The sequence below is a fragment of the Methylophilus aquaticus genome, from assembly GCF_030769565.1.
Classification (GTDB): domain Bacteria; phylum Pseudomonadota; class Gammaproteobacteria; order Burkholderiales; family Methylophilaceae; genus Methylophilus; species Methylophilus aquaticus.
Genome location: NZ_JAVCAP010000002.1, coordinates 184,576 through 198,278, shown reverse-complemented (window position 1 = coordinate 198,278; position 13,703 = coordinate 184,576). Strand labels below are relative to the sequence as shown.

At 50.1% G+C, this 13,703-nt stretch carries 16 protein-coding genes; 11 read left to right on the top strand and 5 right to left on the bottom strand.

Annotation, left to right across the window (positions count from 1 at the left end; translation table 11 throughout):
• Nucleotides 1-14 precede the first annotated feature (14 nt).
• Nucleotides 15-566, bottom strand: a complete 552-nt coding sequence (locus Q9291_RS02790) for a cob(I)yrinic acid a,c-diamide adenosyltransferase (RefSeq protein ID WP_306388470.1) — start codon at nt 564-566, stop codon at nt 15-17.
• A gap of 60 nt (nt 567-626) precedes the next feature.
• Between Q9291_RS02790 and murI the strand changes: the two genes are divergently transcribed.
• Complete coding sequence (gene murI / locus Q9291_RS02785) at nt 627-1,439, top strand: glutamate racemase (RefSeq protein ID WP_306388469.1); 813 nt, start codon at nt 627-629, stop codon at nt 1,437-1,439.
• 64 nt (nt 1,440-1,503) lie between these two features.
• On the opposite strand, the gene Q9291_RS02780 is transcribed toward murI, so the two are convergent.
• The 3 genes from Q9291_RS02780 to Q9291_RS02770 all read right to left on the bottom strand — a co-directional run bounded on the left by Q9291_RS02780 (nt 1,504) and on the right by Q9291_RS02770 (nt 3,980).
• On the bottom strand, nt 1,504-2,721 hold the full coding sequence (locus Q9291_RS02780; protein WP_306388468.1) for a leucine-rich repeat-containing protein kinase family protein: 1,218 nt from the start codon (nt 2,719-2,721) through the stop codon (nt 1,504-1,506).
• 17 nt (nt 2,722-2,738) lie between these two features.
• Nucleotides 2,739-2,927 carry a zinc-finger domain-containing protein gene (locus tag Q9291_RS02775; protein WP_306388467.1) on the bottom strand — a complete coding sequence of 63 codons (189 nt, stop codon included), beginning with the start codon at nt 2,925-2,927 and terminating at the stop codon, nt 2,739-2,741.
• 135 nt (nt 2,928-3,062) lie between these two features.
• Nucleotides 3,063-3,980, bottom strand: a complete 918-nt coding sequence (locus Q9291_RS02770; protein WP_370530731.1) for a branched-chain amino acid transaminase — start codon at nt 3,978-3,980, stop codon at nt 3,063-3,065.
• 128 nt (nt 3,981-4,108) lie between these two features.
• On the opposite strand from Q9291_RS02770, the gene Q9291_RS02765 reads away from it, so the two are divergent.
• The 4 genes from Q9291_RS02765 to Q9291_RS02750 all read left to right on the top strand — a co-directional run bounded on the left by Q9291_RS02765 (nt 4,109) and on the right by Q9291_RS02750 (nt 6,243).
• Nucleotides 4,109-4,699, top strand: a complete 591-nt coding sequence (locus Q9291_RS02765; RefSeq protein WP_306388465.1) for an SCO family protein — start codon at nt 4,109-4,111, stop codon at nt 4,697-4,699.
• Nucleotides 4,700-4,873: 174 nt separating this feature from the next.
• Complete coding sequence (gene bfr, locus Q9291_RS02760; RefSeq protein ID WP_306388464.1) at nt 4,874-5,356, top strand: bacterioferritin; 483 nt, start codon at nt 4,874-4,876, stop codon at nt 5,354-5,356.
• Between the two features lie 9 nt (nt 5,357-5,365).
• Nucleotides 5,366-5,839, top strand: coding sequence for a bacterioferritin (gene bfr / locus Q9291_RS02755; protein ID WP_306388463.1), 474 nt, complete (start codon nt 5,366-5,368; stop codon nt 5,837-5,839).
• A gap of 176 nt (nt 5,840-6,015) precedes the next feature.
• On the top strand, nt 6,016-6,243 hold the full coding sequence (locus tag Q9291_RS02750) for a (2Fe-2S)-binding protein (RefSeq protein WP_306388462.1): 228 nt from the start codon (nt 6,016-6,018) through the stop codon (nt 6,241-6,243).
• A gap of 244 nt (nt 6,244-6,487) precedes the next feature.
• On the opposite strand, the gene pdxR is transcribed toward Q9291_RS02750, so the two are convergent.
• Nucleotides 6,488-7,954, bottom strand: coding sequence for a MocR-like pyridoxine biosynthesis transcription factor PdxR (pdxR, locus tag Q9291_RS02745; protein WP_306388461.1), 1,467 nt, complete (start codon nt 7,952-7,954; stop codon nt 6,488-6,490).
• Nucleotides 7,955-8,146: 192 nt separating this feature from the next.
• On the opposite strand from pdxR, the gene Q9291_RS02740 reads away from it, so the two are divergent.
• The 6 genes from Q9291_RS02740 (at nt 8,147) to Q9291_RS02715 (ending at nt 13,607) form a co-directional block, all read left to right on the top strand.
• Nucleotides 8,147-9,196 carry an AAA family ATPase gene (locus tag Q9291_RS02740; protein WP_306388460.1) on the top strand — a complete coding sequence of 350 codons (1,050 nt, stop codon included), beginning with the start codon at nt 8,147-8,149 and terminating at the stop codon, nt 9,194-9,196.
• Between the two features lie 8 nt (nt 9,197-9,204).
• Nucleotides 9,205-10,110 carry a DUF58 domain-containing protein gene (locus Q9291_RS02735; RefSeq protein ID WP_306388459.1) on the top strand — a complete coding sequence of 302 codons (906 nt, stop codon included), beginning with the start codon at nt 9,205-9,207 and terminating at the stop codon, nt 10,108-10,110.
• A 65-nt stretch (nt 10,111-10,175) separates the two neighbouring features.
• Nucleotides 10,176-11,123, top strand: coding sequence for a hypothetical protein (locus tag Q9291_RS02730; protein ID WP_306388458.1), 948 nt, complete (start codon nt 10,176-10,178; stop codon nt 11,121-11,123).
• Complete coding sequence (locus Q9291_RS02725; RefSeq protein ID WP_306388457.1) at nt 11,120-12,085, top strand: vWA domain-containing protein; 966 nt, start codon at nt 11,120-11,122, stop codon at nt 12,083-12,085. Before Q9291_RS02730 ends, Q9291_RS02725 begins: the two co-directional genes overlap by 4 nt.
• Nucleotides 12,082-12,645 carry a hypothetical protein gene (locus Q9291_RS02720; RefSeq protein WP_306388456.1) on the top strand — a complete coding sequence of 188 codons (564 nt, stop codon included), beginning with the start codon at nt 12,082-12,084 and terminating at the stop codon, nt 12,643-12,645. Before Q9291_RS02725 ends, Q9291_RS02720 begins: the two co-directional genes overlap by 4 nt.
• Nucleotides 12,642-13,607 carry a vWA domain-containing protein gene (locus Q9291_RS02715; protein ID WP_306388455.1) on the top strand — a complete coding sequence of 322 codons (966 nt, stop codon included), beginning with the start codon at nt 12,642-12,644 and terminating at the stop codon, nt 13,605-13,607. The genes Q9291_RS02720 and Q9291_RS02715 overlap by 4 nt, the downstream gene beginning before the upstream one ends.
• The last annotated feature ends 96 nt before the right edge of the window (nt 13,608-13,703 follow it).

Genomic DNA, 13,703 nt, shown 5'->3' with positions numbered 1-13,703 from the left:
CACCTGCGTGCGCACTACAGTTTATGTTGATTATTCCACAGTACATCCGACACACCGGCATACTGATTGAGAGCCCGGCATAACACGAATAATACATCCGAGAGACGGTTGAGATATTGCAATGCAGTAGGCGTCACCGCAGACTGCGCATGCAACTGATGCAAAGCCCGTTCGGCACGACGGCATACCGTACGCGCCAAATGGCAGACTGCCGCGGCACGGCTACCGCCCGGCAAAATAAATTCTTTAAGCGGTTTCAATTCGGCATTCCAGCCATCCAGCGTCGTTTCGAGCGCGCTGACGCGGGCGGCCTGCACAAAATTGTGCCCCGGCATACACAGCTCGCCCCCCAGATCAAACAAGTCGTGCTGAATAGTCAGTAAGGCGGCGCGCACATCGTCAGGCAACGCTTCAACCAGCAACATGCCCAGTACCGCATTCAACTCATCCACTTCGCCCATGGCATGTACACGCAGGTCAAACTTGGGTACACGCGAGCCATCTCCCAACCCCGTGGTGCCGCTATCTCCGGTACGTGTGTAAATCTTGCTCAGCCGATTGGCCATAATCACCTGCATAATATGCTATATAATCCAGCCATTATAAATCATCCCGTGCCATTCCTGATGTCTTCTGCCACGCACAGCCAAACAAGCGCGCACGCAGCCATTGGTGTGATGGATTCTGGCGTGGGGGGTATTTCTGTGCTCAGGCATGTGCACGCTCTGCTCCCGCATGAACACATCCACTATTTTGCCGATAGCGCCCACGCCCCATATGGCAACAAAAGTGCTGATGAGATCAAAGCGCGTTGCTTTGCAGTGGCAGACTTTTTAATCGAAAAACAAGTCAAGGCATTAGTGGTAGCCTGCAACACCGCCACCGCCGCCGCCATCGCAGACATGCGCACACGCTATGCGCTTCCCATTATCGGCATGGAGCCCGCCGTTAAACCAGCCGCAGCCGCCACTCACAACGGTGTGATAGGCGTGCTCGCCACAGTGGGCACCCTGCAAAGCGCACAATTTGCCGCCTTGCTAGAAAGCTATGGCCGCCATGTCAAAGTCGTCACGCAAGGCTGTGTGGGCTTGGTGGAATGCATAGAACGTGGTGAGTTAGACACCCCCCAAACTAAAGCACTGATTCGCAAATATACTGCACCCTTACTGGCAGAAGGCGCGGACACCATCGTGCTAGGCTGCACACACTACCCCTTTGTTAAACAAGCCATTCAAGACATTGTTGGCAGCCAGGTTACCTTGATTGACACAGGCGCAGCAGTGGCAAAACAACTCAAACGCCAACTGGAAGAAAAAAACTTGTTAAACCCGGGCACCGCAATAGCAGAAGTGCAGTTTTGGACGAATAGTACAGCTGAAAACGCAGCGCACGTGACTGAACAGTTGTGGGGTGAGCAGGTTGAGGAACATCGGTTGTAAAAATAACCGAACTCACAAAGCAATCTGCAGGGCGGTCAACGCGTTGACCACGCGAAAACAATGCTTATTCGCTATATTTTTTCAACTCTTTCGCCAACACAGCCAACGCCCTCGCCTCTAATTTAAGTATTTTTCGTGTTAACTCTGGGTTATCCAGCGGTAAAAAGGACGCACCGCCCAAGTCACTTAACGCCACTTTATCAGCCCCCCACAAAATATTATGTGCATATAAATCGCCATGCATCAAGCCGTTTGCATGCAGGTGTTCTGCGGCTTGAGTGATGCCATTAAAAATAAATCCGGCTTGTTCTGGCGTTAAGCTGAAGTCGTTGGCATATACGTCACGCGAGCAGCTTTCGAAGCTGGGTGGGTTGGCCAGCACCTTTAAATCGGCGTCTAGCAGGGGCATCACCAAGCCCGACGCGCCTTGCGGATGGTTGTGGATGATGCCTTTGATGCCGATTAAGTTGGGGTGCTCGCCTGCCAATAGATTGGCGTGCATTTCACATCTTGGCAGGCCGTCGCTGGTGAGGTCGCTTTTAAACAGTTTAACTGCCACGGGTTCTTGCGCGCCTTTATTTTTCAACAACGCTTGGTAAGTGATGCCTGAAGCGCCTTCACCCAGTGCCTGCTGAAGGGTGAGCGCTTGCCAATCAATGTGGTGGATGGGCTGTTGGCTGACTAAGGTTTGCTCGATGGCGTTGCAAAAAGGGTTGCCCGCGTAGGCGAGCCAAGTGAGCTTGGGGAGGTCGAATAAAAAATCCGGCAAGGTCTCAAATTGGTTGGCGGAAATTCTGAGCAACTCCAGTGCGTGGCAACGGGCCAGACTGTTGGGCAAGGTGGTCAACTGATTACCCGCCAGCATGAGTTTTTGCAGCTTGGCGCATTCGCCCAGGGTGTTAGGCACAGAGGTCAGTGCGTTATCGGTGACGATAAACCAGCGCAAGGTGCGGGTAGGGATGGCGCTTTCCGGGATGTGCTTGATTCGATTGGCTTTAAAACCAATCATGCTTAAATGTGCGCATTGCCCCAGCACTTCTGGCAAGTGCGTAAATTGGTTGTTGGAACAGAATAAAATGCGCAGTTTTTTTAAGCGGTTTAAATCCCTCGGCAAATCACTCAGTGCATTGCCGGATAAGTCCAGAACTTCAAGGCTATCGGCTAAATCGAAAATTTGCGGAGGAAACTGCGTTAAATTGCAGCTGAGTTTGAGGTGTTTGACCGCTGCAAGCTTGCCCGCCTGGAGTTGGGCAAGTGTGTCATCTTGCACTTGGGATGTCACAGCTGGATGGATAAAGCTTAATGATGCGCGACTTTTTCGCCTGCTTTCAGTTTGTATCTGGTACCGCAATAAGGACAAGCCACTTCGCCCGTTTTTGCCACATCTAAAAACACGCGTGGATGCGAGGCCCACAAGGCCACTTCTTTGGTGGGGCAATGCAGCGGCAAGTCTTTTGCGGATACTTCAAATTCTTTGACATCAGACATCTCTAAAACTCCCTATTGCGTCATTCCCGCATTAAGCGGGAATCCATTTTTAAATTTTCAACCTCACGGGATCCTCGCTTGCGCGAGGATGACGGCTGAAAATTTTAAACCGTTGAAAATTAAACCGTTGGCGCCTTAAACCAAGGTCAACCAATCCATATGTTTGGTTGATTTACCTTTGACTACATCAAAGTACAAGCTTTGCAGTTTTTCGGTAATCGGACCACGCGTACCTTCGCCAATGGCGCGGTTATCCAGCTCACGAATCGGAGTCACTTCAGCAGCCGTACCGGTGAAAAATGCTTCATCCGCACTGTATACTTCGTCACGGGTAATGCGTTTTTCAATCACTTCCAGACCCAACTCTTCTTTGGCAAGAGTGATAATCGTGTCACGGGTGATGCCTTCCAGCGCCGAAGTCAAGTCCGGGGTGTACAGCTTGCCATTACGGATAATAAAAATGTTTTCACCAGAACCCTCAGCCACAAAACCGTCCACATCCAGCAACAGTGCTTCCTGATAACCATCTTGCGCAGCTTCCTGATGCGCCAGAATACTGTTCATGTAATTGCCATTGGCTTTGGCCTTACACATGGTGATGTTGACATGGTGACGTGAAAATGAGGAAGTCTTGACGCGAATCCCTTTGGTAATGGCCTCTTCACCCATATAGGCGCCCCAGCTCCAGGCACCGACAATCAGGTGGGTCGACAGGGTTTTGGCTGAAATGCCCATGGCTTCAGCACCGTAAAATGCCATGGGCCGGATATAAGCAGACTCCAGATTGTTTTCACGCACGGCGGCTTTTTGCGCTTCGGCAACCGTCGCTTTGTCATAAGGCATTTTCATGCCGAGAATATGCGCACTGCGGAACAACCGGTCAGTATGCTCTTTCAGACGAAAAATCGCAGTGCCTTTGTCCGTTTTATAGGCACGCACCCCTTCAAACACGCCCATGCCGTAATGCAGGGTGTGGGTTAACACATGGGTAGTGGCGTCACGCCAATTGACCATTTTGCCGTCGTACCAGATTACGCCGTCACGGTCTGCCATCGAACTTGGTATTGCCATTTAAACTCGCCTTTAATCCGTCAGTCATTAAAACCGATATTGTAAACCAATCCCGCGCGTTTTCGCCTATGTTAGAATCCATTTGGATCATGATTGATAAGGATTTTTGTATGCGTGTGCGTTTTATGTTGCATTCTCTGCTGACAGCGGCTCTGCTCTTGTTGCTCACCGCCTGCCAGCCACAAAATGCCACCAGCTTTATCGGTACGGACTTGACGGGTACGCAATTTGGCAAACCCTTATCACTGACTGATCACACAGGTAAGTTACGCAATATGGCAGACTTTAAAGGTAAAGTGGTGGTGCTGTTTTTTGGCTATACCCATTGCCCTGACGTCTGCCCGACTACCATGAGCGACCTCAAGCAAACTATGAAGCTGCTTGGAAGCAAGGCAGACGATGTGCAGGTATTATTTGTCACAGTAGACCCGGAGCGGGACACCCAGACGGTACTGGCGCAATTTGTCCCCAGCTTTGATCCGCGCTTTATCGGCTTGCGTGGCACCGAGGCGGAGGTGGCCGCCAATATGGCGGAATACAAAGTGTATGCCGCCAAAGTCAGCGAACCCGGTAAAACAGGCTACAGCATGGACCACAGCGCAGGCATCTATGTATTTGATAAAAGTGGAGCGCCACGGATTTACCTGAGTTATGGGCAGAAACCAGCGGAGATTGCACACGACTTGCAACAATTACTGTAAATGCAGCTGCACTTGGTGAATGATTCACACACCATGCAGCAAGAACGATTTTCATTTAGATTTTTATTTAAAATTCCATTAAAAATCAAATACTTAAATTAATATTTTTATTGCATAATCCCTTCCCTGCTGTATCATTGACATCAATGACAACCGTTAGAAAAGGAGCCAGGGATGAAGGGCGATAAAAAAATCATAGATATTCTGAATGACCTGCTGGCGGGTGAACTCACGGCCACAGACCAGTACCTGATTCATGGCGAAATGTATGCCGACATGGGGCTGGCAGGCTTGGCGGAACACAGCTTGCACGAGTCATTGCATGAGCGCGAACATGCCCGCGCACTGATCCAGCGGATTCTGTTTCTCGAAGGTAAACCCAGCCTGGCAAAGCGCGACCCGCTCAATATCGGCAAAGATGTGAAATCCATGCTGGAGTCCGATCTGGCACTGGAGTATACGGTGGTCAAACACCTGAGGAAAGCCATGGAAGCCTGCGAACATGCACAGGATTACGTCACCCGTGATATGTTGCTAGTGCAGTTGGAAGACACTGAAATGGACCATGCCTACTGGCTGGAAAAACAACTTAACCTGATCAAGCTGGTCGGCATTGCAAACTACTGCCAGAGCCAGATGAACGGCAAAGCAGTCTAAGGAGCAGGCATGAAAGGCGATAAACAAATCATTGGCACCCTCAACAAGGTGCTCAAAAACCAGCTCACGTCCATTAACCAGTATTTTCTGCATGCGCGCATGTTTAAAAAATGGGGTCTGGAAAGACTCAATGGCTACCAGTACAAACAATCGATTCGCGTGATGAAAGAAGCCGACGAAGTCATCGAGCGCATCCTGTTTCTGGACGGCCTGCCCAATTTGCAGAACCTGGGTAAATTGCTGATTGGGGAAGAGGTTGTCGAATGCCTGCAAGGCGACCTGAGCTTTGAAAAAGAAGTGCAACGTCCGCAGTTGATTGAAGCCATTGCCGAAGCTGAAAAACTCCAGGACTATGTCAGCCGCGACCTGCTGACCGAACTGCTGGAATCGTGTGAAGAAGCGATTGACTGGCTGGAAACACAACAACGCTTGATTGAAGATGTCACACTGCCCAATTACCTGCAATCGCAGATTACGGAATAGCCCCGATCCTCGCTGCAAGGCACTGGGCACTACTTATTTAAGTACTCAGACAAGCAAAAAATAACGAACTAAGCCGCGAAAGCGGCTTTTTTCATGGCCTGCCGGAACCATTTTCACCTTGACAAAGTCAACGTTAATGATAATAATTATCATTAGTGATCTTATCAAGAGGCTATATGTACGTTTGTGTGTGCAATGCAGTGACCGAGCGCCAGATTCACCATGCCGTGAAAAAGGGTGCCAAGACAGTCAAACATTTGAAGGAAGAACTGGGCGTAGGCGCCGAGTGTGGCAAATGTGTGAGCTGTGCCAAAGCCTGCATGAAAGAAGCACAAGCCGAACAGCACCCGAGCATGATCAAAAAACTGATTCAAATTGCGCCAGTGCAATTGGGCGCGGCTTAACACCACACTGCTTAAATCTTCAAAAGACTTGCAAAGGGACATAGAGCCCCTTTTTTCATTTTGGGCCTCGCTTTGGCTCTCTGGGAGTCTAAAAATAAATACGTTACTCACCGTTTCCTGACCTAGCATACAACCGCTCCTGACAGCTTGAAAGACCCTGCTTTTCAATTGCGCGCATTGAGTTAAGGCGATCTGCTACAAAGGTCAGCACACCAACCAAATCAAGTAGTAACAAGCACAAAAACTATCGATTGGAATCACTTGAAAAAGCTGCTTTTAATGCCATTACACCCTTTTCCAGTTCCGCTGAGGTTAAGCTGCCGAATCCCAAACGAATCGCATGAACGCTTCGTTGTGATTCTGAAAACAAACTGCCAGGTAAAATTCGAATATGATGCTTCAAGGCTTGTTGCGCAAGCCCTTCAACATCGTACCCCTCTTTAAGCCGTAACCAGACAGCTAGCCCGCCATCAGGTGCATCGTACTCGATATATTGATGAAGCTCTTTTTCAATCAGTGAAATTAACAGATTTCTACGCTCGTGATAGATTTTAAAAGTCTTTCGAATATGGCGTTTGATTTCGCCAGAATTCATCAATTCGGCCACCGCCAGCTCAGTGATCGAATTACCTTGCCGGTCAATCAGCATCACTTCTTTTGCACAACGATCAATCAGACCGGGAGTAGCCACCAGGTAACCCACGCGCAAACCGGGTGCGAGCACCTTGGAAAGGGAGCCAACGTATATGACGCGGCCTCCATGGTTAGAGCTTGCCAGCGGAAACACCGGATGATGCGAGAAGTGAAACTCGTGGTCGTAATCATCTTCCACAATCGTAAAATCGTATTGTTCGGCCAGCATTAGCAGCTTTAATCGCCGTTCGGCAGTCATCATCACCGTGGTAGGAAACTGGTGATGGGGCGTGACATAAATGGCGCGAATCGGATGTTGCTTGCAAAGCTTTTCCAAAGCGGCCACATCGATACCGTGTTTATCCTGGCCGACGGTTAAGATGTTTGCGCCGCAAGACCTGAACGCTTCTTTGGCGGCCGGATAGCTCAGTTGTTCAACCACAATAGCGTCATTCGGCCTGGTCAATACGCGGGCGGCCAGGAAGATGCCCATCTGGCTGCCGCGCGCAATGCAAATCTGGTCGATAGCGACACTCAGACCTCTTTCCATATTCAGCATGGTAGCTATCGATTGCCGTAAAGCCAGCGTGCCGCGCGGGTCACCGTAACCCAGATTTTTGCTGGAGCCGATGAGCGCATGGCGGAATGCGCGCGACAGGATATTGAAGGGAATTAGGCGCGAATCGGGGATACCATCATTAAAATCAATCACGCCAGCTTCCGGTGACTGGTAATTCAACAGTGGATGCGTGGGCCCTTCAACGACATTGGCGGGTTGTTTGCTGGTTTTGGAGGTTTGCGGCAGCACATTAAAGTTGGGCAGGTTGGCCGAGACAAACGAGCCTCTTCTTTGTTCGGTCACTAGCCAGCCTTGCGCGATCAATTCATCGTAGGCCAGGATCACCGTTTTGCGGTTCACTTTAAGTTTTTCGGCGAGCTCACGCGTACCGGGCATAGCGGTGGAAGGTGCCAGCCTGCCTCTTTGAATCTCTTCCATGATTTGCTGGGCAATTTGCAGATAGACCGGCAACCCCGAGGTCTCGGTAATCGTTAATTTAAGGCTCCATGAACGCAGCATTTTCATCTCCCTGTCGCTAACTGTCCATTCCGCACATCGGGAAAAACTCCCTTCCTTTTACTGCAAATCTGGACTATGTAACTTGCACTATATCTCATATCTAACTGGACCAGCAAAGTTCTCAAAACTGGAGGATTGTGGACTAGTTACCTTCTGTTACATTTTTGAAACACTCTATTAAAGGAAAGATTCATGTCGCATCCCTCAGATATTCAGTTGGCAGATTGGCGCAGCCATGCACTAAACCTGGAAAACCAGGTGAATCAGGTGATTGTGGGCCAAAGCAAAGCCATTCGTTTGATGAACATTGCGATTTTTGCCCGCGGCCATGTATTGCTGGATGGCGGCGTGGGTGTGGGTAAAACCACTTTGCTGCAATCGATTGCGCGCGGGATCGGTGGCGCTTACGAGCGGATTGAAGGCACCGTGGATTTGATGCCGAATGACCTGATTTACCATACCTTTTTGGGGCCTGATGGACGTCCGCAAATCGATGAAGGCCCGTTGTTGCGCGCCGGTGAACAACTCTCTGTCTTCTTTTTCAACGAGATCAACCGCGCCAGGCCGCAGGTGCATGCCCTGATGTTGCGCGTGATGGCGGAGCGTCATCTGAGTGCGTTCAAGAAAGAATACCGCATGCCACACATGATTGTGTTTGCCGACCGCAACCAGGTGGAAAAGAACGAGACCTTTGAAATCCCTTCTGCCGCACGTGACCGCTTCATGATGGAAATCCCGATTGAAATTCCGTCAGACCGCGAGTTGAAAAAATCGCTGGTATTCAATACCAAATTCCAGCATGCCGAAAAACTGACGCAACAGGTCGAGAGCGGTATTTTGCAATTCGACCAGTTGAATGCTTTTTCTGACCAGTTGCAAGACCATATTAAATCCAGTGATGTGCTCGAGGAATACACCATGGATTTATGGGATGCGACGCAGCATCCGGAAAAATTCGGCGTGACTATGGACAGTGTCGATGTTGGCCGTGTGATCCAGACCGGTGCCAGCCCGCGCGGCATGGGCATGCTGATGAAAGCGGCGCGTGTGAATGCCTGGCTGAATGGGCGCGATAGTTTGTATCCGGAAGATATCCACGCCGTGTTCCACGAAGTGATTTCGCACCGTCTGGTGTTTAACGCGGCGTATGAAAACCGCAGGACGGCGCTGGCACGCGAGTTGACGACCAATATCATCCGCACGATTGCCGTGCCCAGCCTGACGTTCAGCAAAGCGGCTTAACCCTGCAAATGATACGTTCATTCATTAAAAAAGCCGACAAAGCCTCTGAGCAACAGGATGAGGCGAATTATGCACGGCCATTTGAGTATGTGATTGGCTGGAAGTCCGACAGCATCCAACTGGGGGATCACTCTGGTACACAGCGTGGCTTAGGCTCTGATTACCGTGGCATTGTGAACCTGGTGGATTACCCGGATGCCAGGCGCATGGATATACGGCAGACCATACGTGACCCGTTTGAGCAGGTGCAGGTGCGGCAATTTAACCAGGACAGCACCACACCCATTTATGCCGTGTGTGATTTGTCCAGCTCCATGCAATTTCGGGGACGTAAACGCAAACTGGATACCGCGGTAGAAATCGCCACTGCGGTGGCGCATTCGGCGTACAACGCGGGTGATTTGTTCGGGTTTATTGGTTACAACCAGCAGGTGATCGAAGATTTCACCTTGCCGTTAAGCCGCAACTTGCACCAGAGTAAAGCTGCCATTGCCTTGTTACACGATTACCAGCAACTGCGGATAGGGGTGGAAGGTGTGACGGATGTGCCTAACTTTCTCGGCCAAACACGCGCGCTGGTGTTCTGGATTTCAGACTTCCATATGCCACTTAGCATGATTGAAAAGACCTTGCTGGCGATGTCTACACATAAAGTAATCCCCATCGTGCTGTGGGACGATGAAGAATACAAAAAGCTGCCCAAGTTTGGCTTTGGCACCATGATAGACCTCGAAACCGGCTTGAACCGCACGCTGTTTTTCCGCAGTGAAGTGAAAGCCAAGTTCCTGGATGCGTTTAATGCGCGTAGGCTTGCGCTGGAGGCCTTGTTTTTGAGGTTTGATAGCCCGGCACTGTTTATGCAAGACGACTACAGGCCCGAGCTGATGACGCATTATTTTGAACAAGCCATGTGACCAAACAAGTGTGATAACCAGTTAAATAAGCGAAATAGACAACCATGCCAAAACAGATTTATAACATGACGAACCGCAAGGCGATGCAAGGCCTGCTGCTAGTTGCGAGCATATTATCCACGGCCAATGTCGTGATGGCAGAGCATACAGTATCATCTGCGCAAGCTATGGCTCCAAAGTTAATCGTGACTAATCCGCCATCTAGCAATGGTGTGCATATAGGCGATGTGCTGAGCAGGACGGTGGTGGTCGATGCGCCAACAGCGTATACACTGGCCGACAATGCCTTGCCTAAAAAAGGCAGCAAGCATGACGGCATTGAGTTGGTCGACGTGGCGTTACAAACCAAGTCACAATCCGGCCACACTCAATACACCTTGCAACTCAGCTACCAGGTCTTTGCTGTCAGCACTTACCCGAGTGTGATGCATTTGCCCGTTGAAAAACTCACATTCACCAGCACGACTGCAGCGACTATAGAGGTGCCCGCCTGGGGATTCTGGTTTTCACCGCTGGTGACTGGCGGCACCGCCACGGCCAAGAAGAATTTGCTGCCAGAATTTAAAACGCCGCTGATTGACAGCCGCGCAGATCAGCAACGATTGGGGCTATTTTTGACCCTGTTGATTGCTAGCCTCGCCGCGCTGCTTTACATCAATGCGGATGGTCACTGGCTACCTTTTATGGGCGGCGCGTTTGCCCGTGCCCATCGGCAACTCAAGCGGTTGGCAAAGTCATCCAAACCGAAAACAGCGGTAGAAGAAAAGCAGGCTTTGGTCTACTTGCACCAGGCATTTAACCAGCATTATGGTGCGAATATTTTTGCGCATGATGTGGAAGCGTTTGTCAGTTTGCGTCCGAGCTTTAAAGGCATGCAAAGCGAGATCACACAATTCTTTGAAGCGTCTAACCAATCGCTGTATGACGTTAAAACCCGTGACAGCCGCCAGGTGATTGCGCAACTGCTACAACTCAGCAAGCAACTGCGTGATTGCGAGCGGGGCGTGGCATGATTATTTTATATCCGTGGGCATTTGCGCTATTGCCGATTGCGTTACTGCCTTTCTGGTTAAAAGGCCATCAAGGCCAGCATTACAGCTGGCTGGACATCGTGCCCGAAGACCTGTTTTCTGACCGGCTGAACCTGGCAGTCAAAGTCATTATGTCTTTGCTGTTGCTGAGCATCATCATTGCGCTGGCATCTCCGCGCGGTTCTGATGAGCTGGTACCACGTGTAGGCAAAGGTGCGCAGACGGTGATGGTGATAGATCGCAGTGTCAGTATGGACCACCCGTTTGCCGGGGATTCATCCGGCCATGTGGCGGAGATCAAATCCGCCACCGCGCGCCGGATTATTACCCAGTTTATTGATTCACGTCCGAATGACATGATGGGGGTGGTCGGTTTTACCAATTCGGCCTTGTATGGCATCAAAATTACCACCAACCGCGATGCGATTCATGCGGCGATTGTGGCGGCCACCAGCCCGTCGTTAAACCAGACCAATATCGGTGCCGGGTTAACTGAAGCGGTCGGCCTGTTCGATAACATCCAGAGCTCCGGCTCACGCGCCGTGATTCTATTGTCGGATGGCGCGGGCAAGCTGAGTCCACGCGTGAAATTTTTACTAAGTGAGCGCCTGAAGAGCCGCAAGCTAAGTATCTACTGGATCATGTTACGTGAACCGGGCGAAGCCAGTATTTTTTCCAAGGACGAATACGGCGAAGGCCGCACGCCCAACTCGATAGTGCTGCATAAATACTTCCAGTCCTTAGGGCTGAAATATAAGGCTTACGAAGCAGACAATCCGGAAACCTTGCAATCGGCGATTAATGACATCGATTCACGCGAAAAAAAGGTCATTAAATATACCGAAACCATCGCCGGGTTTGATTATTCAAAAATATTCGTGATCACTGCGCTGGTGTTAGTGTTGTTAATTCTCGGTATTAAAAATTTGAAGGTGTATGAATGAAAAACCATTTAACGCGCAAAAACCAGGTGTTGGGACTGCTGCTGTTCGTGGGGCTGGTTGGCAGTGTCTACGAAGGTTTCCAGGTAAATCACATTGCAAAGGCCAATAGCTTATTGCAGCGTGGTGAGGTGCTGGAGGGTGACCCGTTCCCGTTTCACCAGAAGTTTTCCGACGCCTACCAGCAGGGTAAAACCGGCAATTTCAAGCATGCCAGCCAGAACTTTGGCCAGTTGCTGGAAGCGCCCAAAAAGCAGGATGAGCCTATGTTCGCGCCAAGCCAGGCGTTGAAATCGCAGATTCATTTTAATATCGGCAACCACTTGTTCCGCTCCGGCTTGCAACGTCTGGTGGAGGCTGATGGCGCCATCCAGGAACAGGCCAAGTTTGATTATTTACAGGCACGTGCTTCTTATGAGCAGGCCCTGAGGCTGGACCCGGCTAACCAGGCAGCCAAGTTTAACCTCAGCCTGCTGCACGGCGTGATTCCCAAACATATTAAAACCGTGCCACAGGATCCGTCCGGCCTAGAAATCAGTAACCTGCCACAGGGGTTGCCATGAAACACTTTTTTCGTCTGCTAAAAGAAAACTACGAAACTGCTTTTCTGGTGTGTGCCATGATTTTTCTGGTGCTGGCTTTGGTCAAGCCGGAAATCCAGCTCAAGCAGGAAGTACATAACTATTTGTTGCTGGCTGATATTTCGCAGAGCATGAATGCGGAAGATACCAAGATAGACAATAAACCGGCGACGCGCCTGGCTTATACCCAGCATTTGATGAAGCAAGTGGTGAAAACCTCGCCTTGCGGCACCTATGTCAGCGTGGGTGTATTTGCGGCGGAGAATGTGGCGCTACTCTTTATGCCACTGGAAGTGTGCGCTAACTTTGACATCATTACTGATAGCATCAATCACCTGGAATGGCGTATGGCCTGGAGCGGCAATAGCCGTATGACCTTTGGCGTGAAAGCTGCGGAAGCGACGTTTGATTACCTGAATATTCCGGCGCAGATGTTGTTTTTTACCGATGGTGATGAAGCACCAAAAGCTAACGGCATTAACAAGCTGGATATCAGTGATGTGCGCATCGGCAAAAACGTGATTTTTGTCGGCGTGGGCGGCTCCGAGCCTGCGCCTATCAAACGCTTTAATGCCAACAACAAGTTTATTGGCTATTGGGGCACCGACGCAGCTGCTGAAAGTGCCGGTGGCGGCGTGAATTACAACGATGCCAGTAAAGACGATCCGGACCCGCCGGTGGCCTACGCAGAATTTGACCGTTATTTATCCAGCCAGGATGTGGACCATTTGAAAGCGCTGGCATCGGATATCAAGGGACAATATATCGAAGGTGTGGACCAACCGGCATTTTATGACTTTGTGCAATCACAAACTCCGGCAGCCAAATTTGTGACCGCCTATTCAGTGAAATGGCTATTTCTGACATTAGCAGGGCTGCTTATTATTGCAACTTACCTGCCTGACTTGGTTAAATCTCGTTTAGGTTGGCAGAAAACAGTGTGAACGATTAAATGCATGCATCAAATAAAAAGAGTGCCTAATTCAGGGCGTGACACAAACCATTTGTCTGATGTATAGCTACGCAGCCTCATTTTTTAG